The sequence below is a fragment of the Chitinophagales bacterium genome (genome assembly GCA_019638515.1).
Classification (GTDB): Bacteria; Bacteroidota; Bacteroidia; order Chitinophagales; family LD1; genus UBA7692.
In genome coordinates, this window is sequence record JAHBTS010000003.1 from 82531 (window position 1) to 108408 (window position 25878).

Annotated in this window: 23 protein-coding genes; 15 read left to right on the top strand and 8 right to left on the bottom strand. The window is 39.2% G+C overall.

Annotated elements, in window-relative coordinates; all coding sequences use genetic code 11:
* Positions 1-6 precede the first annotated feature (6 nt).
* Genes KF872_06995 through KF872_07010 form a run of 4 tightly spaced genes read left to right on the top strand, consistent with a single transcriptional unit; the run spans position 7 to position 3402 of the window.
* The gene (locus KF872_06995; GenBank protein ID MBX2903288.1) at positions 7-456 is read left to right on the top strand and encodes a hypothetical protein; all 450 of its coding nucleotides are present in this window, start codon (positions 7-9) and stop codon (positions 454-456) included.
* A 5-nt stretch (positions 457-461) separates the two neighbouring features.
* Positions 462-1292, top strand: a complete 831-nt coding sequence (locus tag KF872_07000) for a phytanoyl-CoA dioxygenase family protein (protein ID MBX2903289.1) — start codon at positions 462-464, stop codon at positions 1290-1292.
* Positions 1293-1299: 7 nt separating this feature from the next.
* Complete coding sequence (locus tag KF872_07005; protein MBX2903290.1) at positions 1300-2172, top strand: phytanoyl-CoA dioxygenase family protein; 873 nt, start codon at positions 1300-1302, stop codon at positions 2170-2172.
* 6 nt (positions 2173-2178) lie between these two features.
* Positions 2179-3402: an ATP-binding cassette domain-containing protein gene (locus KF872_07010; GenBank protein ID MBX2903291.1), complete on the top strand. Its 1224-nt coding sequence runs from the start codon at positions 2179-2181 to the stop codon at positions 3400-3402.
* Here the strand turns inward: KF872_07010 and KF872_07015 are convergent.
* Complete coding sequence (locus tag KF872_07015) at positions 3397-4500, bottom strand: SGNH/GDSL hydrolase family protein (protein MBX2903292.1); 1104 nt, start codon at positions 4498-4500, stop codon at positions 3397-3399. The genes KF872_07010 and KF872_07015 overlap by 6 nt on opposite strands.
* Before the next feature lie 36 nt (positions 4501-4536).
* Between KF872_07015 and KF872_07020 the strand changes: the two genes are divergently transcribed.
* From KF872_07020 to KF872_07035, 4 genes are read left to right on the top strand one after another with little or no spacing between them, the layout of a single operon-like run.
* A complete protein-coding gene (locus tag KF872_07020; GenBank protein MBX2903293.1) occupies positions 4537-5529 on the top strand; it encodes a phytanoyl-CoA dioxygenase family protein in 993 nt (330 codons plus the stop codon).
* Entirely contained in the window at positions 5522-6793 is a 1272-nt protein-coding gene (locus KF872_07025) for a hypothetical protein (protein ID MBX2903294.1), read from the top strand. The genes KF872_07020 and KF872_07025 overlap by 8 nt, the downstream gene beginning before the upstream one ends.
* Before the next feature lie 34 nt (positions 6794-6827).
* Entirely contained in the window at positions 6828-8258 is a 1431-nt protein-coding gene (locus KF872_07030) for a radical SAM protein (GenBank protein ID MBX2903295.1), read from the top strand.
* A 1-nt stretch (position 8259) separates the two neighbouring features.
* The gene (locus KF872_07035; GenBank protein MBX2903296.1) at positions 8260-9378 is read left to right on the top strand and encodes a hypothetical protein; all 1119 of its coding nucleotides are present in this window, start codon (positions 8260-8262) and stop codon (positions 9376-9378) included.
* Positions 9379-9392: 14 nt separating this feature from the next.
* Here the strand turns inward: KF872_07035 and KF872_07040 are convergent, their stop codons facing one another.
* The 4 genes from KF872_07040 to KF872_07055 form a co-directional block, all read right to left on the bottom strand.
* Positions 9393-10319, bottom strand: a complete 927-nt coding sequence (locus KF872_07040; GenBank protein MBX2903297.1) for a phytanoyl-CoA dioxygenase family protein — start codon at positions 10317-10319, stop codon at positions 9393-9395.
* A 104-nt stretch (positions 10320-10423) separates the two neighbouring features.
* On the bottom strand, positions 10424-11269 hold the full coding sequence (locus KF872_07045; protein ID MBX2903298.1) for a hypothetical protein: 846 nt from the start codon (positions 11267-11269) through the stop codon (positions 10424-10426).
* 129 nt (positions 11270-11398) lie between these two features.
* Positions 11399-11785 carry a VanZ family protein gene (locus tag KF872_07050; protein ID MBX2903299.1) on the bottom strand — a complete coding sequence of 129 codons (387 nt, stop codon included), beginning with the start codon at positions 11783-11785 and terminating at the stop codon, positions 11399-11401.
* 67 nt (positions 11786-11852) lie between these two features.
* Positions 11853-12773: a helix-hairpin-helix domain-containing protein gene (locus KF872_07055; protein ID MBX2903300.1), complete on the bottom strand. Its 921-nt coding sequence runs from the start codon at positions 12771-12773 to the stop codon at positions 11853-11855.
* Positions 12774-13018: 245 nt separating this feature from the next.
* Between KF872_07055 and secA the strand changes: the two genes are divergently transcribed.
* A complete protein-coding gene (secA, locus tag KF872_07060; protein MBX2903301.1) occupies positions 13019-16351 on the top strand; it encodes a preprotein translocase subunit SecA in 3333 nt (1110 codons plus the stop codon).
* A gap of 5 nt (positions 16352-16356) precedes the next feature.
* Here the strand turns inward: secA and KF872_07065 are convergent, their stop codons facing one another.
* The gene (locus tag KF872_07065) at positions 16357-17310 is read right to left on the bottom strand and encodes a HAMP domain-containing histidine kinase (protein ID MBX2903302.1); all 954 of its coding nucleotides are present in this window, start codon (positions 17308-17310) and stop codon (positions 16357-16359) included.
* 115 nt (positions 17311-17425) lie between these two features.
* On the opposite strand from KF872_07065, the gene KF872_07070 reads away from it, so the two are divergent.
* The 4 genes from KF872_07070 to era are packed head-to-tail and all read left to right on the top strand — an operon-like array spanning position 17426 to position 19907.
* Complete coding sequence (locus tag KF872_07070; GenBank protein ID MBX2903303.1) at positions 17426-18259, top strand: hypothetical protein; 834 nt, start codon at positions 17426-17428, stop codon at positions 18257-18259.
* A 45-nt stretch (positions 18260-18304) separates the two neighbouring features.
* Positions 18305-18490: a hypothetical protein gene (locus KF872_07075; protein ID MBX2903304.1), complete on the top strand. Its 186-nt coding sequence runs from the start codon at positions 18305-18307 to the stop codon at positions 18488-18490.
* Positions 18487-18999 carry a DUF4442 domain-containing protein gene (locus tag KF872_07080; protein ID MBX2903305.1) on the top strand — a complete coding sequence of 171 codons (513 nt, stop codon included), beginning with the start codon at positions 18487-18489 and terminating at the stop codon, positions 18997-18999. Before KF872_07075 ends, KF872_07080 begins: the two co-directional genes overlap by 4 nt.
* Before the next feature lie 26 nt (positions 19000-19025).
* Complete coding sequence (gene era, locus KF872_07085; GenBank protein MBX2903306.1) at positions 19026-19907, top strand: GTPase Era; 882 nt, start codon at positions 19026-19028, stop codon at positions 19905-19907.
* 12 nt (positions 19908-19919) lie between these two features.
* Here era and folK read toward each other — a convergent pair whose 3' ends face one another.
* Positions 19920-20402 (bottom strand): 2-amino-4-hydroxy-6-hydroxymethyldihydropteridine diphosphokinase, encoded by a 483-nt coding sequence (folK, locus tag KF872_07090; protein ID MBX2903307.1) that lies wholly within the window; start codon positions 20400-20402, stop codon positions 19920-19922.
* Positions 20403-20457: 55 nt separating this feature from the next.
* On the opposite strand from folK, the gene sppA reads away from it, so the two are divergent.
* Positions 20458-22215: a signal peptide peptidase SppA gene (gene sppA, locus KF872_07095; protein MBX2903308.1), complete on the top strand. Its 1758-nt coding sequence runs from the start codon at positions 20458-20460 to the stop codon at positions 22213-22215.
* The gene (locus KF872_07100; protein MBX2903309.1) at positions 22215-23378 is read left to right on the top strand and encodes an RsmB/NOP family class I SAM-dependent RNA methyltransferase; all 1164 of its coding nucleotides are present in this window, start codon (positions 22215-22217) and stop codon (positions 23376-23378) included. Before sppA ends, KF872_07100 begins: the two co-directional genes overlap by 1 nt.
* A 13-nt stretch (positions 23379-23391) precedes the next feature.
* Here KF872_07100 and KF872_07105 read toward each other — a convergent pair whose 3' ends face one another.
* Positions 23392-25806 carry a transketolase gene (locus KF872_07105; GenBank protein ID MBX2903310.1) on the bottom strand — a complete coding sequence of 805 codons (2415 nt, stop codon included), beginning with the start codon at positions 25804-25806 and terminating at the stop codon, positions 23392-23394.
* Positions 25807-25878: the final 72 nt, after the last annotated feature.

Sequence of the window (25878 nt, forward strand, 5' to 3'; positions counted from 1 at the left end):
TTACTTGTGGCTGTATCAACATTGATGTTTACGGTATGGTATTTTTCCTATAAAACACACCACATACTTTTTCCGTTGATTGCTCTATCAAAACAAGAGAATACAAGTAGCCATTTCAGTGAACGGGCTAAAGAAGATTTAAAAAGCGCCTTTCACTGTTTAAGTAATGAGTTAAAGGTGAATTTCTCTAATTCTGAACAATTTGAACACAGCAATTTTGATTGCTTGGCAGAATTCTTTTTTAAAACACTTGGCAAGCTTCAAATTTACCATCAACAAAGTGTTCAAGTAGGTAATAAAATGCAAGTAAAACTCTTAATTATGCATCCTAAGCCCCAAGTGATGATAATTGAATATGAAATGAACAACCAAGGTTTAATGATTACTCAAATTACTAATACTTGTGCATTGTTTAATGCAATAATCCCAAATTCAAAAAACACTAGTAATAATTAATAGCTATGAAAGATATAGTTGTAAATTCCGAAACAAAAGCGCAACTCGAAAATGATGGTTTTGCAGTTGTTCCATTCTTAAACAGTGAGGAACTAAGTGCATTACAACATTTTTATTCGGAAGTGCAAGCATCTAATTTTATTGAGTTCTTCAACTCTATGCACATGACTACTTTTTCTGCCAATGAAGAACGTAAGTTTTACATTAAAGGCGTATTAGAAAAGTTGCTAAGCGAGCCTACAAAGCGCACTTTTAAGAATTGTAGAATGCTCAACAATATTTTCATAATTAAGCAAGCTAATTCCGGTGGTTATTTCAATATGCACAGCGATTGGAGTGTAGTGGATGAATCCCAATTTGCATCATATAATGTATGGATTCCGCTTCAAGATACGCAGCTCGAAAATGGAACACTATGGGTAATAAAAGGAAGCCATAAACTAAACATGCCACACAGAGGAGGCGGCAAGCTTTTACACATGTTTAACTATTCATATAACGATGTAAAAGATAAGGCTACAATTATACCTCTAAAAGCCGGAGAAGCCGTACTCTTTAACCTTAAAACTATCCACGGCTCTTTTCCAAACTCTACCAACCAAAACAGATGTATTTCAAGTTTTACGGTAATACCAACCGAAGCTCCATTGCAAATAAGTTTTCAAGAGAATGAATCTTCTCCACTACTACTTATTGAACCTCAAGATGATTTTATGTACCGATACTCCAACATACTAACTCAATCTAACCAACAACCGCCTAATGGGAGATTAATAGCATCGCTTCCCAACTTTACCGTTGCACTACCTTCACTAAATGATATTTTAAGTATCTGAATATACCATGGCAATACAAATACAAATGCCGGCAGGCAATACAATTTTACAGGATAGTACTTTGCAACATCAGTTGTCGAATGATGGCTTTACAAAACTGCCAACTATACCCGCATATATTCTAAACGAGCTGAAACTATTGTATCAAAAATACCATCCATCAGTACCTACCGGACCAATACCGGGATTTTATGTAAGTGTGCACTCGCCTGATTTAGCATATAAACTTGCCATTCAGCAAGGTATAAAAGATATACTTACAGAATATTTACAGCAGGTTCTTATCAATTACCAATGTTTTATCAGTGCTTTTCAAGTAAAAGATGCCAAACATGTTAGCGCACTAGGTATTCATCAAGATTGGAATGCCGTAGATGAAAATAAATTTGCATCGTATGGAATCTGGATTCCATTAGTGGATGTTGGCCCTACCAATGGTGCCATCTATTTTTTAAAGGGATCGCACCGTATTAGGCCAACCTATAGGCATATGAATTTACCTTCCATTTACTCCGAAGTAACGGAACATATCAATGCACTGTTACAACCTGTATTTGCAAAAGAAGGAGAACCACTCATGTTTAATCAATCTATCTTACACTATAGCCCTAATAATCTTAGTGGCGAAATACGACCTACTGCTTTATGTACAATTACTAATAAAGAAGCTGTACCCACTATCTATTTTCCAAATAGTTCCAACCCCAGATACCTGACCGTTTACGAGGTTCAACCCGATTATCTCCAATATTACAACTCCTTTTTTGAAGACGCTAAGAAACTTCCCGCTTCTGCCAAGCCAAGTACTACTGAATCTTTTGAATACGATTTTACACCTCTAACTACCAATCAATTTATTAAACTTGTCAATAGTCTTTAATCTACAATGCAATTACCTGAAGTAAGCATCCATTGTGAACAACTCTGCAAAAAATACCCGCTGCAATCGCAAAAAAGTAACGAGGATAAACGCATGGCGCTTAACAATATTTCATTCACCTTACATGAAGGAGAAGTATTGGGGATTATTGGAGCTAATGGCTCAGGAAAAACAACCTTATTGAAGATTCTGAGTGGCATCATAAAGCCAACAGCAGGAAAAGTTTCTATTAGAGGCAATGTACTTTCAATTATAGATATTGGATCTGAATTTAATCCAGATTTAAGTGGAGAAGAAAACATCCGCATTAGTGCTGCACTTTTATTAGGCGCAAGTAAGTCTCAAATTGATACACTCATAAAAGATATTGTAGTATTCTCTGAATTAGAAGACTACATAAATGAGCCACTCAAAAACTATTCCATGGGAATGTATTTGCGATTGGCCATGTCTATAATACTTTTCTTTAGACCCGATGTGCTTATTATAGATGAAGTGCTATCAGTTGGCGATGCATATTTTATGGCTAAGAGCTTCCCTAAATTAAATGAAATTGTAGAGCGCGGCACAACCGTAGTATTTGCATCGCACAATCTAAAAGATATACTCTCTTTTACCCGAAAATGTATGTGGCTAGATGCTGGGCAAATACGCCTAACTGGAGCAACCCAAGAAATAGTTCCCCAATACTTATTACACAATGAAAAACTAGTGTTTAAGCCTGATGCAAACACAGAAGTAATACCATATATTGCCCAATACAACGCAACTTCAAAATCTGATGAACATTACATTCTCCAATGTGCCATATTTAATCAGAGTAATAATACAATAGCAAACAAAACTATTGATTATGAAGATGGATTAAGCATCCAATTCTACCTTTTAAACAAACCCTCAAAAGTAGGGGCCACAATTTATATTACAGACACGCAAAATCAAACAATTATCACCACATCACCCTATTTAACAAACGAACAAGAATATGTTACATTCAATAGCGAAACTATAGCCTTCACCTGCTTTATTCCCCCACGTTATTTAAACATTGGCAGGTACTTTGTAAACATTATTGTTTTTGACTCTAATAATGAAATTGTGGAACAGCGTGTTCGAGTACTATCATTTGGAATAGATTGCCAAAACGAAAGGCTTAGATTTATTCTTGAGAAAATACCCGTAAAGACAATTCCCGATTTTACTTGGCATATTGAACCCATATCGTCATAATGCCATATACTCTTTGTAAAATCTATTAGCCAAATCTGTACCAAATTTCTCTGACCCTCTAGTATTGAAATGTACTGCATCATAAAAATATTGAAACCCGGTATCAAAGTTGCGCATATCTATTACTTGTATATTTTGCTCATGGCAAAGACGTACTATTAAATTATTATACTGTGTTATTAGTACTAAAAATTGCTGATATTCTTCATCGGTGGGTTGGAATACTGGCATGTTTCGAGAATACCAACTTTTACTAAGCATTTTCATTACATTAACCTCTGTTACAAAAACAGGTTGTATTTGCCGTGCCTTACAAATAGCTATAATTTGTATTAATGCTTGCTCAACTTGAGAAAGTACAATAGTGCTATCTGTAATAAGTTGGTTTCCTCTTACGTCCTTAAATTCATCGTAAGCAGTCTTTCCGGTTATGGCTTCAAAATAATTCTTCACTCCTCCCAAAAATCCTTCACTTGATTTTCCTTTCAATGCTGCATAAGCTTCTACATTAAAAAAAATACCCTTTTCCGGATTCATATTGTTGTACTTTCCATAATGAGCAAGCACACCAATATCATTTAAGTTAGCATAGAAAAAAGCATAATCAAGCCTTTTATCAAATAGATTATTCACCAACACATTTATAGTATGCTGCGAATGAGAGCCACCTGCCGCTGCATTAAACACATTTATCTTTTTTCCTGTAAGTGCTTCTAAATGTCGCGTAAACACTTCCGGCATCCGTTTCCCCTCATCTACAAACAAACACTGTACCGTGCTGCCTCCAAAGAATGCAATCTGCAAATCGGGATGTTGGTGATTGGCATCCGTAACTATACAGCCATTAGAATCTACTTTGTAGTAATACTTCTTTTTTTCTAAATGAAAACTATCTAAACCTAATACACTTGCATCCGGTATAAAATAAGTAGTACCACTGGGTTTAAGCAAGCGCATACGCACTAAGAATCGTGAATTCAACTCAGATAATAGTTGGCTTTCACCTTCCAACACTCCAATATAATTAACTACTAATAATGCTAAAACAAGTACAACCAACCCAAGCAATACCTTTACCAACCTAATATGAAGAATCATAAAACTTAATAATCAAAAGTACGTTATGTTTGTGAAATGAGGCTACAGAATTATTGGAAAAAATTTCTTGCCACCTTTCGTTCCGAAAAGAAGAATGAGATTGCCCTACCGCAATTTAAACCAGTTGCCGTACATAGTTTTATTACCCAGTCTTCATTAGCTTATCAAATTTATACCGATGGCTATGCCCTCATAGATTTACCATCACAGTTTTCATTAAAAGAAATATCGGAGCTTTTTGCTCATACCCATTCTTTTTCAGCAGAAACAAGTGGTGTATTCTTTGGCGTGTTTTCTAATAATGTAAAATACAAAAAGTATGTTCACGAAACGCTATGCAATATAGCTTACAAGGCATTTGACAACTTGTTTCAAAACTACCAGATTCAAATAGCCAATTTTGCAGTTAAAACCTCAGGGCACAATACCTTTGTTCCTTTCCACCAAGACAACGCTTCTGTAGATGAAGATTTATACTCATCAATAAATGTATGGATTCCATTGCAGGATGTAAACACTCGAAATGGAGCGGTATGGCTGGTGCCTAAATCGCATCATTTATATTATGGGCATAGATGCACATCTATACCATCCTTGCTAGAAAACATTTCAGACAACTTGTTTCCATTTGCTTTACCGATTCAAGTTAGCAAAGGACAAGCACTCTTATTCGATACTAGAATCTTCCATTTTTCAAACCCTAATTTAAGTTCCGATACGCGAGCAGCAGCCGTGTTTAGAGTTTCCAATAAAGAAGCAAAAGTTAGAGCCTATTACTACGACAATAGTTCCAAAACTCCATCTATTGAAGCATGGAATTGCCCAAGCGATCACCTGCTGATAACACAGGCCTACAATGATAAACACCGCCCAAAACAAGGAGAATTAGAATGGAAAAAAGAACTGCCAATTGAACCTTTGCAACCCGATACATTTTTACAACTTGCCGCTAAACTTAAAATTCCACCAGTAAATAAATGCACCGATGGCAAAGGCAGCACTACTTTTTTAAGCGAGCCCAATGAATAACACCATAAAAATAATTGTATCCGCACTTGCTATTACACTTGTATTTGCAACAGGATACTTTCTTGTTTTTACGCCACTGCCTGCCCACTCCTACACTATAAGCAAAATCAATTTATGTGCCGACACCACCATTCTTTTAACCACCAAGAAAACAACTTCAGATAATTGCGCAATAAGTTTTGTAAACAACTGCAAGCAAGGTAACATAGGCATTTGGATTAAAAATAACCGCTATCCCGATTATAGATTCCAAGATAGCGTATGCGCTTACCTTGCTCAAAAATCGCAAAACGACTCTGCTAAAGCCATACTACTTTGGGATATCATTGCTTCATCGGGCTTTCACTATGCCTATGAATATAATCACCAATTGCCCGACCATTTAGAGCCGCGCTCCTTATATTCCTTTCCTTACTTCTTATGCGGTGAAAAAGCCGGAATATACTATAACCTCGCTACCGAATGTGGTCTAAAAGCAAGAGTAATTCATCTTAAAAACCATATTGCTAACGAAGTATATTTTAATAACAACTGGCACTTTATAGATGCAGACGAAGGTGTACTTTTTAAAACCAATACAGGAAAAATTCTTAGTGCAGCAACACTAAATACAAATAGAAATCTAATAAACAACAACACTGCTGTATTGGCTTCTAAAAGCAATTTCAGTCCCGTATGGAGGTATAAAAACTATTTCAACACCACTATTGCACAAGCCAATAGCCAACAGTTTTCAGCAACCAACAATAAACACATCAGCAACAAAATTGTATTAGAAAAAAACAACCTTCTTACTTTCAACTGGCACAATACCTCTTTATGGAAACAATTCTTAAATGAGCGATACCAATTCGATGGCAGCGGCACGCTGCAGCAATACTTTCGCGATGGTGCACAATTGCACACACACGATTCCATTACTGCAATTACCAACTACAATGCGCCCTTTTTTCCAATCTCCATAACTGTTGCTGCACCCACTGCTGTGCCTGTACTTTTATACATCCAACTTACCGATAGGCAAACGGGAACTACGCAAACTACTTACATAGGAAACTTAAACAACCATCATAAAATTGAATATCATTTTGAAGCTCCGCAAACACCGCAAATACACTATCAATATAAACTAATAGCAAAGAGCAATTCAGCCCAAGCAATACAAAACGTAAAAGCCACACACACCTTTTTATTTAACAGCGAAATTTTAAACTTGCCTGCCGGTGGAGTATTTGAAATTGAAGCAAGTCAAACTTCAATTTAAGCTATACTTACACGCCAAAACTGTGTTCGAGAGAATGTACAAGCATGAAACCTGTATCCTTTTAATAGATCTACCTACCTTTCCTAAAGGTACCATAAGCTTGTCTTTACTTACAGTAGCCTCACACATTAAAGCATTAGGAATAGTTGAAATTTTCGACTTAAATATACAAACAGAGCAAGCTTTACTCCATCAAATACAAGCAAAAAAGTATGCCATTATTGGCATGAAAGTAAGCGCTCAAAACTATTTTATTGCCAAAAACTTAACCCATGCTATAAAGCAACTACCACAAAAATCAAAGATTATTTGGGGAGGCGAGTATCCTACCTTAATGCCCGAAGAATGCTTACAAAATGCAGATACCATTGTTACAGGTTTGTTTCATAGCATTGCACCTCAACTTATAGCCGATTTTAAAAAAGATACTCTGCAACGCAGATACACAGGAAACAATCAAGGTGTTTCAATTGATAACGATGCCATAAATTTTAACCTTTTAGGCAACATCAATCGTTACAACAAATTCATGGGTTTACCATTAGAAACTACGCGCGGCTGCACCGAGGTATGTACCTTTTGCATGGTGCATACTATGCAGGCAAAGCACTACCATACCAAACCAATAGAAAATATACAGGCAGAAGTTAAAGCAATAGGCAACAACTTCATCAATATCATTGATTACAACTTTGGAGTAAACAAATCGCATGTAATTGAAGTATGTAAAATCATTGAAACCTCAAATGCCATAGGATTCATGGCAGAAATGTGTATTGAACTTTTAGACGATGAAGAAATTTTAACTGCACTTGCCGCAGCCAGATGTAAAATGATATACTGCGGATTAGAAACCATAGACGAAACAGCCCTAAAGTCTATTCATAAAATGAATACCAATCACATAGAAAACTACACGCGCATTATTGAAAAAGTACAACGCTACGGAATTCAAATTGCATCGGGTTTCATATTGGGAATGGCAGGAACCACCAATGCCACATTTAAAAAATCGCTCAATTTTTTTGAATACTTAGGAATCATGTATGTAAAACTTACTTTCCTAACCTATAACCCCGGCACTAGGGCACACACCTACTACAAAAAGAAAGGATCCTATATTGCCAAAGAACCCATGCACTACGATGGAAACCATTTAAGCTATTTGCCAGATAGTGTATCTGAAGAAACCATACATGCAGGAACCGATTATTTTGTAGATAAATTTTACTCCCTATCTGGTCTTATTAGAAGAGCCTTCAAAACCAATGGAAACTTCAAAGCAAAAATGGCATTTGTACTTTTCAATTACTGTTATAGTCGCCCCTATAAGCTATGGATAAAACACCAATTGTTTAGCAACGATGAAGCCTTTAAAAAGGCACTAATGCAGCCTTATCAAAAAAGTACTATATTACGCATGGCAGAATCATTGCTGCTCTACATTTGGAAACAAGCCAAGTAATATGAAAAAGATAGTGTACCTACTCTTTACAATAGTTAGCTTAGGAATTTTAGGGTGTGGCTACTTTAGTTCTTCGCCCAAAGACACTCATAAAAGTGCACTACCCAAAGGCTTCGATACATTAAGCCGACAGGCTCAAGTAATGGTATGTGCCTCTTGCCACCAACGTGAATATGAAAACGAAATGCGAGGACCGCATGCAAGATCCCATAAAGGTGTTGAAGAACTCAAAGCCTATGTTAACAACAAACAATACGACTGCGATTTTTACAAAAATCATGTAAATGAAATTAGTGAAACCGCTTGTCTATCCTGCCACAGCACCTCCAATATGTTTGAAACCATGTTTAAAGAAAATGGAAAACCATATACCGGCAAACTGCCTATTGCACGTAAAGACAAAAAGTCTTTCAGTACAGGAGTAGACTGCATGACCTGCCACTACGATGGAAAAAATGTATTAAAAACATCTTCTACATCTGAAAGTACTAAAGGATGTACTCCAAAATTCAATGCAAAGTTGGCAACAAACGATGGCTGTAAACCATGCCACTTCAGCAACTGGGTATCTGATACAAAAACATACTTTGGCAATGTAAGTAATGAAGTAAGTTGCCTCAGTTGCCACCAGCAATACGATAAAAATGGAAAACCAACACATTATATCTACAATAGGTTCAGTTCACCGGACAGCACTTTCGCCAACCTTCTTGCAAAGTTTTTCACACCAAAAGATATTGCTGTTACCCCAGCCGGAGTTAAAGTGATTTGGCAAAACAATGTTATGCCGCATAATATTTCAGAAGGACCTGAAAACATTATTGTCATTAGTGCCTACACCTCCAACAACAAATTGGCAGCTACCGGAAAAATCTACCTTAATAAAAAAGCTGTACATGATGAGGCAATGTTAGGTGTGTTTAATAACCAACGGCTACCTGGTGTAATTGGTTACACTCCTATTTACAATGAAACCACCATTGATACAGTCTTCAAGTTTAAAGAAGGAATGGCGAATCAGAAAAAATACCGTATAGAAATAAAAGGCTTGAACAAAGGTCAGTATTGGTTTAACGACTCTACCGCACATCTTCGATACCAAAATAGCTTTTGGTTGTAGTAAAGTTGCTTTGGCTACACCGGCTCAGAAATGATATTCATTTCGTGCAGCGGCTGCATTAAAACGGGCACATTGGTAGCCTGCACACCATTAGCTGCCGCCATACTCATAAAGTCATATACAGTTACGGCTTCTAGAGGTGTTTCGATGGTTTTAATAAGTTCTCCGCGATAAGGACGCTCTGTGCAATTTTTGTAGAAAGCCGTATTGGTTATTAAAAAATCATCTGTTTGGCTATAAATTTCATACGCACTATTGGCAATGCTTTCATCTTTGTAAACCGACCATATTTCAGCCTCCTGCGGAAAAATACCGCTCATTACAACTATTCTTTCTTGCGTACTTTCGTTGGTGTGCGAATAGTGTACTAGGCGGTTATCAAACATCAATATATCTCCGGCTTTAAGATTTATTGGTTGCAGGTATCGGAAAAGAACCTCTTGGTAAGCAGCAAAAGGTGCAGCAAAAGAAATGCCCCGCAAAAAATGAAACATGCGATGGCTCTTAGGTATTACACATAAAGTACCATTATTCAAATCTGTATCCTGCAAAGGAGTCCAAAGACTCAAAGGCGAATAAACTGTTTCGTCTAAACCTGTAGAATCTTGGTGCAATGTAAAATCGCTTCCCTTACCCTGTTTCTTTACAATAAAAGAATTGATTACAGTCTTGTAATCAACAAGCAAATTGTCGTACACCGGCTTTAATATTTCATATATCTCATTGTGTACTTTCTGGCGGTAAGCTAAATCATCGGAATATAAACTATAAAACATTCCTCCACCTTCATTTCCTCCAAAATTGTGAAGTGCAGCATACAATTCGCGCAAACGCTTTACATTTTCAACACCAATATTGCCACCAATACAATAACCGATTTCTAATAGTGATTGGCGTTGATTTTCACACTTAACTACTTTATGAATAGGTATATTTTTCATTGCTAAAAAGTATGGTTGGATACTGTACAAAGCTAACTTACTGTGCCAAATAAAAAAAGCGGATTGCATGCAACCCGCTTTAAAATATCTTGCTACTGCTTTAATTATTCATCTAAGGTAACTGTAGTACGACTTCCGCCTTGTATCACTTCGGCATCGCTATCGCAAGTACCATCTCCGTAATCTACAAACTTGGTAACAAAATACGGGCTTTCCAGTTTTAAAATACCCTCCACAAAGAAATCGCAATCTGAAAGAATTAGTGGACTGGTAATGGTTTGCGTATAGGAAAAGCCATCATTATCTATTCCTGATCCTGTTCCTGTAACACTAAGCAAGCGGCTTTCATCTGGTGAAATACTTTCGATCAATAAATCGGTAACACCATTCATCTCCACTTTCTGATATTTACTACTAGTTGTTACATTGAAATTAACTACACCATAATGATTCCCACTACCATTCAATCCACTGTATTCCATGCGCATAGTTCCATCCACTATCTTTCCATCTATCGTTACATTATGAAATGTAGCGATAGCATATTCGCCAGCTGTTTTAAAATCATCACCCCAAAAAGTTACATCTATAGTACCGGTATATACCTTGTCGGTAGTGTCTTGGCAAGCAACTGTATTGAGGTTTACTGAGGCTGTACGCGGATACGACACCGTGTCTTTAACTACAACTGCACAATCTGGGAAATCAAATACTTCACTCGATATTCGCAAATTGGCCTTATCTTTAGTTCCCAATAGCGACATTACCAAATTTTGCATCTTCATGCCCAATACAATCCGTTGGTTGTTGCTGGCTGGCAGTGTAGCGCTAAATTGTTTTTCTTTTTCTGCTTTGGGCAGGGTTTCTACTTCCTTTTTGCAGGAGTTCATCATCATGATACCCGATGTAGCTAGGGCAATCACAAATGCGTTTTTAATCATTGTTTTCATAATTGTTTAAGTTTTTTGTGGGTATTACGGCAAATCATTATTTTTTGTTTCAATACAACTCAAAAAAAACATAGCACCAGCCATATATAATGGCTACTATACATTGTAAAAGCAATCTTGTAATACTTCTTATTTGCCCCCTGGCAAAAACTTTTCTTGTAGTAAATAATACCATGCCATACCACCAGCTAAAGCACCCATGCTGTTGGCCATAATATCTAACCAATCGAAATGGCGATCGGCAGTAAATACCTCTTGGCATACTTCTATTGCTATACCAAATAATATACAAGCCAACCATACCAAAGCAATTGGCACCTTCCTAAGCAGCGTTATTTGCAATTGCCTCCGCCAACCGTACATTGTGAATACAAACAACAGTAGGTAAAATATAAAGTGCACTAATTTATCTAAGGCAACAATTTGAACATTAGGCAAATTTCTACCCGGCAAAAACGATAACACCAAAATTAATATTGCCCAAGCCAGCGAAAGAAAATTATACCGAAAAAACATGTTTGTAACGCTTTGTGTCCTCAAAACTCTCAAACATTTTTAGAATACAGAAATATAATTTCACCGCTTATTCTAAACTTAAATACGGCTTTAACTTATTAAAAACACTATCTGAAAACAGCCCTGCCCTTTGTACCTCTTCTAACCTTTCAAAGCCACCGTGTGTAGTTCTATATGCCACAATCACTTGCGCTTGCTTATACGAAACATAAGGATGCCGGGCAAAAGAATCTGCCGGATGTGTATTAACACTTATTTTTCTTACCGAAACTGCTGGCAGCACAGTTATCTTCTCTCTAATTTTTTGAAAGGTAGAATCCGGTAATTTTCTAATTTCTGCTAGTTGCTCTATGGTTACAAAACCACCCAATGCACTTCTATATTTCAATATTTTTTGTGTAAAATATGCTCCAATACCGGGCAACTTATCTATTGCCATACTGTCGGCTGTGTTTATATCGAGCAATGGCACAGGCATAAATTCCCGAGGTGCAGTAGCAGATGCAGAATATGGTGTGGGAGCCTTCTTGTAGTTTGGAATTTCTACAAATGCTTTCAGCCGCTCATATCCATGTTCACCAATCACATGTATGCGTTTCAAATCCTCTGCGCGGTAAAACTTAAAGCCTTTTGCCTTTATTCGTTCAATCACCGCAGCCTGCTTTTCGCTAAATCCCAATTGCAGCCATTCTTCGTAACCAATCTCATTTGGATTAAACATAAAGAGCTGCGGTTCGTTTTTTCCACCCTTCTTTTCAAAATTATCTTCAAACGGAAGCATATTGGCACTCTCGGCAGCCATAAATTGCACAGTATCTGCTCTGAACTTTTCCACAGCAGCAGCCAACGCACCTGTTTCAAACTCAACTGGCCTATACTGTAAATACACTTTTGGAAGTATGAGCACCACTAATATTAGTATGCACAATAATACAACTGCGCGTAGCTGCGCCTTAGTGAAGTAGAAAAAGCCTTTCAGCCATTCCATAGTTGTGGGTTTTTGGTAGCAACTAATGTAAACCAATATTCTCAATGTTTCAAGCTATACCTGAATATATGCCTTATTCTTCCCTTAAAAAAGAACCACTATCTATGCTCTAGCCCTCAATTTTTCACAAAGTTGAATGCTATAAATTTCGAATAGTTGTTAACATGGCTAGTTCCTCCTATCTTAGCGCGCCTTTAAAATTTAAACAAAGGCAATCCGTTTAGAATTCATTATTAGCAAATACAATGGCAAATTTTTTAGAAAAGGTTTTCGGTAAACTTTTTGGCAGCAAAAGTGAGCGCGAATTAAAGCAAATGATGCCGATGGTAAACGCCATCAACACCGAATACGAAAAACTCAAATCGTTGAGCAACGACCAACTTCGCAATAAAACAAACGAGTTTAAAACACGTATTAAAGAGCATCTGCACGAAGTAGATTCCGAAATAGAACAACTCAATAACACAGCCGCAACTTCGGAAAATGCACACGAAAAAGATGCCATCTATAAACAAGTAGATGTGTTGCGCAAGCAACGCGACCAAAAAATTGAAGAAGTTTTACAGGAAATTTTACCCGAAGCATTTGCCGTAGTAAAAGAATCCTCGTTTCGTTTTGCGCATCACGATGTAGTGGATTCAACCGCCACCGAACTCGACCGCGATTTAGCAGCCCATGCTTCTAACATAGAAATTGTAGGCACTACCGTACGCTATAAAACCACCTGGTTAGCTGCTGGAAGCGAAGTAAAATGGAACATGGTACATTACGATGTACAGTTAATTGGCGGTATGGTACTACACGAAGGAAAAATTTCAGAAATGGCAACCGGTGAAGGAAAAACATTGGTAGCCACACTACCCGCTTACCTAAATGCACTACCTGGCGAAGGCGTACACATCGTTACCGTAAACGATTACTTAGCACGAAGAGATAGTGAATGGAATGGACCGCTATTCAATTTCTTAGGACTAAAAGTAGATTGCATAGATAAATACCAACCCCACAGCGAACCCCGCAAAAATGCCTACCGTGCCGATATTATTTATGGTACCAACAACGAATTTGGCTTCGATTACCTCCGCGACAACATGGTGCGCTCACCCGAAGAAATGGTACAGCGCAAACACCACTATGCCATGGTAGATGAGGTAGATTCTGTATTGATTGATGATGCCAGAACACCACTCATTATTTCCGGACAAGTAGATAGCGGAGATGAAAAAGAATTTTACGATTTAAAACCACGCATCAGCCGCCTATTCGAAACTCAACGAAAAGCCATTACTCAATACCTAAGCGATGCCAAACGCCTCATAAAAGATGGCAAAGACAGCTATAAAGAAGGAGAAGGCGGCATGGCGCTCTACCGCGCCTACCGAGGCTTACCCAAAAATTCTGCCCTCATTAAATTTTTGAGCGAAACAGGAATGCAGCAAGTACTCCGCAATGCCGAAAATTACTACCTGCAAGAACAACAAAAACACATGCCCGAAGTAGATAAAGAACTCTACTTCGTTATAGATGAAAAAAACAACTCCGTTGAACTAACAGACAAAGGTATAGAACTCATTACAGGAGCAGGCGAAGACCCCAATTTCTTTATTATTCCCGATGTGGGAGCAGAAATAGCCGAAATAGAAAAGCAACTATTAGGCGTAGAAGAAAAGCTGCAACGCAAAGATAAATTGATGCAAGATTTCGCCATTAAAAGCGAACGCATACACAGTGTAAACCAACTCCTAAAAGCCTACTCGCTTTTTGAACGCGATATAGACTATGTGGTAATGGATGGTAAAGTAAAAATCGTAGATGAAAATACAGGACGTATTTTAGACGGAAGACGCTACTCCGATGGGTTACACCAAGCAATTGAAGCAAAAGAAAACGTAAAAGTAGAAGCTGCATCGCAAACACTTGCTACCATTACCTTACAAAACTATTTCCGCATGTACCACAAACTCGCGGGAATGACAGGTACTGCAGAAACCGAAGCTGGCGAATTTTGGGATATCTACAAACTGGAAGTATCTACCATCCCAACCAATAAACCCATTACCCGCCAAGACAAAGAAGATTTGGTATATAAAACCAAACGCGAAAAATACAATGCCATTATTGACGATATTGTGAAACTCACTGGCGAAGGCCGCCCAATACTTGTTGGTACCACCAACGTAGAAGTAAGTGAATTACTATCGCGTATGCTTACCCTGCGCAAGGTTAAACACAATGTATTAAACGCCAAGCAACACCAGCGCGAAGCCGAAATAGTTGCCGAAGCCGGCAATCCGGGTACAGTTACCATTGCCACCAACATGGCAGGGCGTGGTACCGATATTAAAATTAAAGACATAGTAAAAAATGCCGGAGGGCTTGCCATTATTGGCTCCGAGCGGCACGATTCCCGCAGGGTAGATAGGCAGTTGCGCGGTCGTGCAGGACGCCAAGGCGATCCGGGAAGCTCCCAATTTTACCTTTCCTTAGAAGACGATCTCATGCGCCTCTTTGGCAGCGACCGTATTTCTAAACTTATGGATAGAATGGGCTACAAAGAAGGCGAAGTGCTGCAACACAGCATGATTACAAACAGCATCGAACGCGCCCAGAAAAAAGTAGAAGAAAACAACTTCGGCATACGCAAACGCCTATTGGAATACGATGATGTAATGAACAAGCAACGCGATGTAATTTACACCCGTAGAAGACACGCCTTGTTTGGCGACCGTCTTACATTAGACGTACTCAATAGTTTCGAAGATCTAGCACACGAAATTGTGCAAAGCGCCATCCAATCCAGAAACTTTGAACAATTTAAGTTAGATGTTATCCGCTATTTTTCATTAGACACTTCCATTACCGAACAAGAAGTATTAAAAGGAAATGCAGAAGCACTAACAGAAAAACTGTTTGATGAAATTGTAACCATTTATGATAGAAAAATGGATATGCTTTCGCAAGAAGCATTACCCGTTCTTCAAAATATTCACCGCGAACGTGGCGACCAAATTAAAAATGTAGTTATTCCTTTTTCAGACGGCATTCATGGCATCAATGTATTTGTGGAGCTACAACCTGTAATAGAAACCAATGGAGCAAACTTGCGTGCTGCCTTTGAACGCGCCATTACATTGGTACTTATAGACGATGCTTGGAAACGCCACCTCCGCGCCATGGACGATCTTAAACAAGAGGTTCAAACTGCCGGATACGAGCAAAAAGACCCATTGGTAATCTATAAAATTGAAGCCTTCAAATTATTCCAAAATATGCTCAGCGAGGTAAACAGAGAAATTGCTTCGTTCTTGTTTAAAGGGCAATTGCCACAGCCCGATAGCCGCCAACAAGCACAAGCTACACAGCAAGCACCACAGCAGTTTGCCAAACGCATGAGCGAAAGCAGAGGCGAAATTGAAGATAGCTCCGGAGCCCAACAGCAACACCAAGCACCACAGCAAGCACCACCACGCGAAAAAACAGAACCTGTGCGCGTAGGTCCTAAAGTAGGAAGAAACGACCCTTGCCCTTGCGGTAGTGGTAAAAAATTTAAATCCTGTCACGGAAAAGATTTGGAATAAACAAGCTACGCCTGCTTAAATTCCAATTCAAAAACTGTACCTGCCGGAGTATTGTCTTTAATGGCAATACTTCCGCGAAATACATCTACAAAACGCTTTACAATGTAAAGCCCCAATCCTGTACCCTTAGCTTTGCGGGTTTCTTCATTGCCAATACGGTAAAACTTTTGAAACACCTTTGGCTTTTCTTCCGGTGGAATACCATAGCCATTATCTGCCACCGCCAACTTTACCAAGCCGCCTTGCTGATACAATTGCAAAAAAACAACTGCGTTGCTAGGCGAATATTTAATTGCATTCTCTAAAAGGTTCATCACCACAGAAGTAAAGCCTATTCTATCGGTTTCCAATTGCACATCAGATTCAATAGAGGCTTTCACTACAACACTCTTTTTATTGTTTGAAAAGTGCTTTACCACACCCTCACAAATGGCGCTCACATTAGTTATTTCCTTAGTTAAGCCATGTTCTTCGCGCTCTATCTTGGCGGCAAAAAGAATGTTATCTACCAAATTCTCTAATCGCTCAATATCCAAAAGTGAGTTGTTTATAAGCCTCATGCGCTTTTCTTCTTCCAGCCCCTTTCGCTGGAAAGTTTGCAGCGATGCCTTTATGGCCGCCAAGGGCGATTTTAGCTCATGCGTAATTGAAAGCAAAAAATTTCGCTGCAACGCAGCCAAAGCTATCTCTTTAGAAAACACCCTGCGCACCTGCATCAACCCAATAAAAAGCAGCAACACAAACACGCTGCCCTCTGTAAGTATCATCAACTTTTGGCGTTCATACTTTTCAAAACTGCGGCTATAAATTTCGGTAGATGAAAAATCGGCATCCTTACCGGCAAGCGTATAAAAATGAATTCTATCTAACTCCAGCTTCTCCCTAAAAGCAGCCTCGTTTTTTGCATATAGCAAATACGCCCACCAAACGGCAAATGCAATGGTATAAACAAATACCATGTAAAAAATTGCAAACGGATTAGAAAAAAACTTTTTAACCATCGAATGCGAAACTAATGCTAAAACCTTTGTTTACGAATTGTACTTTTGTGCGTATTTTGTAATTTGCATAATTATGGCGAAGCGTAAACCTAAAAAAGAGAAGAGCATTGAAAAATTGAGTGAAGAAAATGATTTTTTAAAACTCAAGATGATGGCAGAATTTGGAGGCGAATTCATTTCAGACACACCTGTGCCTCCCGAAGTAGAAAATATATTCCTGAAGCAGATACAAAAAATTCAACGGGCACATGCACAAGCAGAAACCATGAGCATACATAAAATGCTTGGCGAACCCGATTTTCCACCCATAAAAGATCTAGGTAAAAAGGACCTAAAAAAACAACTGAAATTACTACTCAGCACACTCAAAAAACACAATATCTCTGTAAACCACTACCCTACCGTAGCACCCGAAGAACTATACCGCTTTATTACCGAAGAACTATTTCCGCGCGAAGTAGAAAAAATGAAGCTAAAAGGCTGGCAACTACAATTTAACTACGAAGATTTTTACCCCAATCACGAAATGGATGTTGCCATTGTGGTAAACGATGCACTCTCGCTGTTAATCGAAAAAGAACCCGTACCAATGGAGTATTTATTTGATGAAGATATTAAAGATCAAAACGGCTTACAATTCGATTTTGAAGATTTTGTATTGCAATTGAAAGACTTTCACGACACTTTCATTAAAGCAAAAATAAAAGATGTACACTCCGAGGAACTTTCTATAACGGAAGAAACAGGAACAGCATACGAACGGCTGGCAGTGCTTACATCCATGCAATTAGAAAAGGGAAAACGCATGGTTACACGCGCCCTCGAAGTTGAATTTTGGTTACAACACAATAAAGAAACAAGGCAGTGGCTTATTAACCGTATCCGTTACGACTTTATGTGGGCATAATTAGCTGCATTTATTTCTTTCAATAAAAAATATCGTGCATTTACAATGAAAAAAATTACCGGAATCTGCCTTACACTCTTACTCACATCGCTCCTATTTTGGGGCGAAAGTTGCAAAAGCGGGAAATTAGATTGCCCCGCTTACAGCGATAATCCTGCACCTTCCGGCATTCCCAAAGGTGGAAAAACAAAATCCAGCGTTATTCCTCCAGATTACAAAAAAAAGCGATGAAAAAGTTATATCCTACCAACCTTTCAGAATCAAAAAAATCGCGCTGGTTTCGCAGAGCTTTCAATATATGGCCTTGCATTTGGAGCACCGGAAGTTCTGTAACTTTCATTGCCGGAAACTGGCAAGAACTACATGTAGAATTATCACTCAACTGGCGCACACGCAACCGAGTTGGAACAGTTTTTGGCGGCAGTATTTATAGCAGCATAGATCCCTACTACATGCTGCTGCTCATGGAAATTTTAGGGAAAAATTTTATTGTGTGGGATAAAGCAGCTTCGGTTAAATTTGTGCGGCCAATTACCCACAAAGCAAAGTGTCGTTTTTTAATACCCGACCACACTATTGATGAAATAAAAAAAATAGTAGCAGAAAAAGGAGAGCACACTTTTGATTTTCCCTTACAGTTTGAAGATGAACAAGAAAACGTTTATGCCGTGTTCACCAAAAGCGTTTATGTGGCTTCAAAAGAGTTTTACAAAGAAAAATTAGCACAGCGCAAGCAATAATTCAAACACCAATAAAAAGTTAAATAGTGAGCAAACACAAAGCCGGATTTGTAAATATTATTGGATTGCCCAATGTGGGTAAAAGTTCGCTCCTAAATGCCATTGTGGGCGAGCGTATGGCAATTATTTCACCCAAAGCACAAACCACACGCCACCGCCTGCTCGGCTTTGTAAATGGCGAAGATTTTCAGATAGTATTTAGCGATACTCCTGGGTTTATTAACGAGCCTGCATACAAGTTGCACGAAAACATGAATGGCTTTGTAAACGAAGCATTAGAAGATGCCGATGTGCTGCTGCTCGTTACCGATAAATTTCAAAAAAACAGCGAGCAGCAAACATTAGTTGAAGCCGCCAAATCATTCAAAAACAAATGTATTCTGGTATTCAACAAAATTGATTTAATGAACGAAACCGAGCTGGTTGCGCATCAAAAAAAGTGGCAGCAGCTTTTACCCGAAGCCAAATTTTTCCCCATCTCCACCGAAAAAAAATTCGGCATAAAAGAATTGCAACAGTGGATAGTTTCAGAGTTAGACGAATCACCTGAATTTTATCCTAAAGACGAATTTACCAATCGTCCCATGCGCTTCTTTGTGGCAGAAATTGTACGCGAAAAAATATTCTTTAATTACGATAAAGAAATTCCTTACAGCACCGAAGTAGTGATAGAAGAATATAAAGAAGAAGAAAAACTAGACCGCATCCGCTGTGCCATTTATGTTGAGCGCGAATCGCAAAAACCAATCATAATTGGCAAAGGTGGCGAAGCACTTACTAAAATTGGCAAAGAAGCCCGCGAGCAAATAGAAAGTTTTATTGGCAAGAAAGTATTCTTGGAATTACGTGTAAAAGTGCGCGATAAGTGGCGCAGCAACGAAAAACTACTCAAGCAGTTCGGTTACTAAACAAAACATAGCCTACAACTCAAAAACACGCACTTCTTTTAAATCACTGCAAGCAGCAGCAAGCGTTGCTATACTTTGCTGCAATACCGGGTGAAGAACAGTTGGCGCAATTTCCAACAAAGGTTGCAATACAAAGTTACGCTCGTGTAAGCGCGGGTGCGGCACCTCCAATGTAGGCAACTTGAACACGCTGTCTTCCATCAGTAAAATATCAATATCTATTTCGCGCTCACCCCACACCTCGCGTTGCTGCCGCCCCGCCATTCCCTCAATAGCCTTCAACTTGGCCAGCAATGTTGCTGGTTCAAAATCTGTTTCAACCGCAATTGCCAAATTCAAAAAATCAGATTGGTTTTCCTTACCCCACGCAGCCGTTTCATATACTTTCGATTGCTGCACTATTGCACCAACCTGCGCCTGAATTAAACCCAATGCACTTCTTAAAAACTCCAAACGCGGCTCTATGTTCGTTCCAAGTAGTAAATAAACCTTCATGCGCTTCAAAAATATTTAATATTGTCATTCGTTTCCTTGCAACTATCCATAATTTATGAAACAGTTCTTAAAATTCACACTTGCCACCATTGTAGGCATTTTCCTATTCACCATTATTTCGGTTTTTGTATTAGCAGGCATTGCAGCAGCAGCCGGAGGAAAAAAACAAATTGAAGTACCCGCCAACTCTGTACTAAAACTCGATTTAAATTACAGCATACCTGAGCAAACTACCGACAATCCTTTTCAAGATATAGACTTTAGCAGCTTTAAACCCAAATCTGCACTCGGCTTATTGGATGTGCTTAAAACCATAGAGCTTGCCAAAAACGATAAAAACATTGCAGGAATATATTTGCCAATGGGCATAAATACCAATGGCTTTGCTACTCTAGAATCTATTAGAAACCAATTGATAGACTTTAAAAAATCGGGCAAATTTGTATATGCCTACGGAGTGGTTACATCACAAAAAAGCTACTACTTGGCAAGTGTTGCCGATAAAGTTTTTTTAGATAAAAACGGCTATTTGGAACTGCGCGGTATGGGTACGCAAATCACTTATTTCAAGAATGCTTTCGATAAAGCCGGCATAGAAGTGCAAGAGTTTCATGTAGGAAGTTTTAAAAGTGCTATAGAGCCATTTATTAGAACAAACATGAGTGAACCTAACCGCGAACAACTCACCATGATTTTAGGCGATTTGCAAAACCATTTTGTAAAAGGAATTACCGAACAACGCAAAATTTCTGCCGAAAATTTTCAAAATATGTTAGATAGTCTAAAAGCCACCAATGCCGAAGAATGTAAAGCTCTAGGCTTAATAGACGAAGCATTGTATTACGACCAATTGCTAAACCATCTAAAAGATAAAACCGGAGTAAAAGCCGCCAAGGACGTAGAACTAGTAGAGTTAAACAAGTATGCAGGCAAATTAGATAAAGAAGATAAAAGCGAATCTGCCAATAAAATTGCAGTAGTAGTGCTCGAAGGAAATATTGTTGATGGCGAAGGACAAGAAGATGAAATTGGAGGCGACCGTGTAGCAAAATTATTGCGTAAACTGCGTGAAGACGAAAAAGTAAAATCTATTGTAATGCGCGTAAATTCTCCCGGAGGCAGTGCCGTTGCCAGCGACCTTATTTGGCGCGAAGTTACATTGGCAAAAGAACATAAACCCGTTGTGGTTTCATTTGGCAATGTTGCAGCATCTGGCGGCTACTATATTTCTTGTGCTGCCGATAGAATTTTTGTACAGCCCAATACCATTACAGGCTCTATTGGTGTATTTGGTTTAATTCCAAACTTTAAAAAATTGATGAACGAAAAAATTGGTGTTACCACCGATGAAGTTGCACTTTCTAAACACGCCAATTTTGGAGGCGGCCTAAAACCTTTAGATGCCTTTGAAAGCACCGTGATACAAAAAGAAGTAGAGCATGTTTACACCACCTTCCGCCAAAGAGTTGCCGATGGTAGAAAAACCGATACCGCTGCCATCGAAAAAATTGCCCAAGGCAGGGTATGGACAGGCACACAAGCTATCGAAAGAAATTTGGCAGACGAAATTGGAAACTTAGATAACGCCATTGCCTTTGCAGCTAAAAAAGCCAGTTTAAAAGACTATAAAGTGAAGGTTTATCCCGAAGAAAAATCGTTTGCCGAAAAAATATCTGAAAGCTTTGGCGAAATGAAGACAAGCTGGGTAAAAGAAGCTTTAGGCGAACAATACGAAATTTTCAATGCCATCAACCGCCTGAAAAAAACCAGCGGTGTGCAATGCAGAATGCCACTCGAAACAGAATCGTTGTAATGAAACTTCACCGCAACCTCGTACATGCTGTTGCACAAGCAATTACACAAATTACAGAAGAAGCAAACCATGCCGAAACAGTAGTAGAAAATTTGCTGGCATCTAACAAAAAATGGGGCGCCCGCGACCGCCATTTTATAGCAGAAAATATATATGAAATTATTCGCCATCAGCTATTACTCCGGCACTGTGCCAATAGCAGCAATCCTTTTCATTTACTGGCTGCACGCTATACACTGCAAGGACTAGAAATACCCGATTGGGCCGAGTTTAAGGATTTTACTTTTAGCCCCCCCGGTGCCGATTTGCCATATAAGATAACCTACTCTATTCCCGATTGGTTAAATGAGTTTGGTATAGACCAATTAGGCGAAAAAAACTGGCAGCAAGAAATGCAAGCCATGCACACAACCGCCAAAACCTGCTTGCGTATAAATACGTTAAAAGCTACCGCAGCCAACGCATCTAAACAGCTCGAAGCAGAAGGAATTGCGTTTACTGCCTCCGATAATTTTTTGATACTCAACGATAAAAGGAATATCCAAAACACCATTGCTTACAAAAGCGGATGGGTAGAAATACAAGACGGCAACTCACAAAAAATTGCACCGCTGCTGCAAGTAAAACCTAAAGAAATTGTAATAGATGCATGTGCAGGAGCAGGTGGAAAAACACTCCAACTGGCTGCCGAAATGAAAAACGAAGGACACATCTTTGCACTTGATGTTTTCGAGAAAAAGCTGCAAGAACTTAACCGAAGGGCACAGCGTGCAGGAGCAAAAAACATCAGTACTTTAGTTGCCAACCAAGCCACCTTAAACCAACTTAAAAATAAAGCCGACAAACTACTGTTAGATGTGCCGTGCAGCGGATCAGGAGTGTTTCGCAGAAAACCCGACAGCAAGTTTAAGCTATCGCCTCAGCGCATGCAGGAATTGCAAAATCTGCAATGGCAAATTCTTTCTACATACCACACCATGCTAAAATCGGGAGGCACCATGCTGTATGCTACTTGCAGTATTTTCCCTAGCGAAAACAACTTTCAAGTCCAACGATTTTTGAACGAATACGGCACACAATTTTGCTTAGAAAAGGAATACTTCCTTTCTCCGGCAGAAACCGGATTAGATGGTTTTTACGCAGCCGTGTTTACCAAAAAATAAACACACATACGGTTTACCACATTGGAAAACTTGCAGGATCGGTTTCGTGCATTATACCATAAATAACCTCAAATACCTCTTCGGCATTTGGCTTACTAAAATAGTCGCCATCGCTGCCATAAGCGGCACGGTGTGCTTTTGCCGTAATAGTGCAAGGATTACTATCTAACCAACGAAAAGCACCCTGCTCTTCCATTACCTGCTGAAACATATATGCTGCCGCTCCTCCCGGAACATCTTCATCTAAAAACACTACTCTGTTTGTTTTTTCAATACTCTTTACAATACTGCCATGTATATCAAACGGTAATAGTGTTTGCACATCTATCAGCTCTACTGAAATTCCTCTCTCTTCCAATTGCTGTATGGCTTCTTGCGCTACACGCACACAACTTCCATACGTAACCAGCGTAATGTCTTCGCCCTCTTGCAATACTTCCGGCACGCCCAACGGCACTGTAAACGAACTTAGATTATCCGGCATTGTTTCTTTCAATCTATAACCATTTAAGCATTCTACCACCAGCGCAGGCTCATCGCTTTGGAGCAAAGTATTATACATTCCCGCAGCCTGCACCATATTGCGCGGCACACACACATACATTCCGCGCAGTGCATTTATTATCATACTCATTGGCGAACCGGTATGCCATATTCCTTCTAAGCGATGCCCGCGGGTGCGAATAATGACGGGTGCTTTTTGAATACCATTGGTGCGGTAGCGCAAACATGCCACATCATCGCTAAGCGGCTCCAAACCATATAGCAAATAATCGAGGTACTGTATTTCTGCTATTGGACGAATGCCACGCATAGAAAGCCCTATGGCTTGACCCATAATTGTAAGTTCTCTAATGCCGGTATCAAAAATTCTATGCTCGCCAAACTGCTGTTGTAAACCCGAAAAACCTTGGTTTACATCGCCAATCTTTCCAACATCTTCGCCAAACGCAACTACATTCTTATAGCGGTTAAACACTCCTTCAAAAAATGTATTGAGTACTTCATAACCATTCAGCACTTTAGATGCAGCCGAAAACTCGGGTTTTACCTCTTTTACTTTTAGTGCATTGTAAGGTGTTTCGCTGTGGTGGTTGCGGCTGTATATTTGTTGGTAGCTATGTTGCAGGTTGTTTGTAAATGCTGCTAAGTTATTATAGGCAAAACCACCTTCGCCCGCAGCGTTCCATAATACTTTTTTGGTAGCTTTCAGTATATCTTTCCTTACCGGATCTACACTTTTTTGCAAGGCTTTAATTACCGATGTTGCAAATTCGGTATTTCCTACTTCTGCACCTGCATTTTCAATAAGTTGTATAGCTTCTTCTATTTCATCTTTTATTGAACTTGTAAAACTATTCCATGCTGCTTTCTGTGCCGCTCTTACTTCTTCTTTTGCTTTCGACTCAATATCCAGCAGCACGTCTTCGGTTGCAATACCATTTGCCAATATCCATGTTTTCATTTGGTAGATGCAATCAAATTCTTTTTCCCACTCCAAACGTTCTTTACTTTTGTAACGCTCGTGCGAGCCTGAAGTAGAATGCCCCTGCGGCTGCGTAACTTCTGTGATGTGAAACAAAGCCGGGCGGTGCGTTTTGCGCATGGTGGCTGTGCCTTGCAAATAGGTTTGTACTAACTTTGGATAATTCCATCCTTCGCACACATATATATCTATACCTTCGCCTTGCTCGTTCGCTGCAAAGCCACTCAGCACTTCCGATATACTCTCTTTAGTAGTTTGATACTTCTTTGAAACTGAAATACCATAGCCATCGTCCCACACATTTATGGCCAAAGGTACTTGCAGCACACCGGCTGCATTTACGGTTTCCCAAAAGTGCCCTTCGCTGGTGCTGGCATCGCCAATAGAAACGAAACTTATCTCGTTTCCTCCTTCAGAAAAGTATTCAAATCCTTGTTGCAATTCCGGATTGTTTCTATACATTTTTGAAGCTAAGGCAATACCCAGCGAGCGCGGCATTTGCCCTGCCGTTGGCGAAGCATCTGCCGAAGTATTGTATTGCGCTGTATGGTTGAGCCACTCGCCCTTTTCATCTACAAATGGTGTTGCAAAATGTGCATTCATTTGCCTGCCTGCACTAAATGGATCGTGTGCAGCATCGGGATGCGCATACAACTGTGCAAAAAACTGCCGAGGCGAAACTATGCCAAGTGCCAGCATCCAAGTTTGGTCGCGGTAATAGCCACTGCGCCAATCCCCCTTTTTAAAACTCTTGGCAAGTGCTATTTGTGCCACTTCTTTTCCATCGCCAAAAATGCCGAACTTAGCTTTTCCCGTAAGCACTTCTTTGCGCCCAAGTAAGCTCATTTCTCTGCTGATGCATGCAATACTGTAATCTTTCAGAACCTCTGTTTTAAAGTCTTCAAAAGAGAGTTTCTCTGCGTCATTTTTCACATTGCTCATGCGGGCGAAGATATACCAAAGCTGTGGTTAGCCAAATGGCGCGCTGCAATAAAAAACAGGTACCGTTTACGG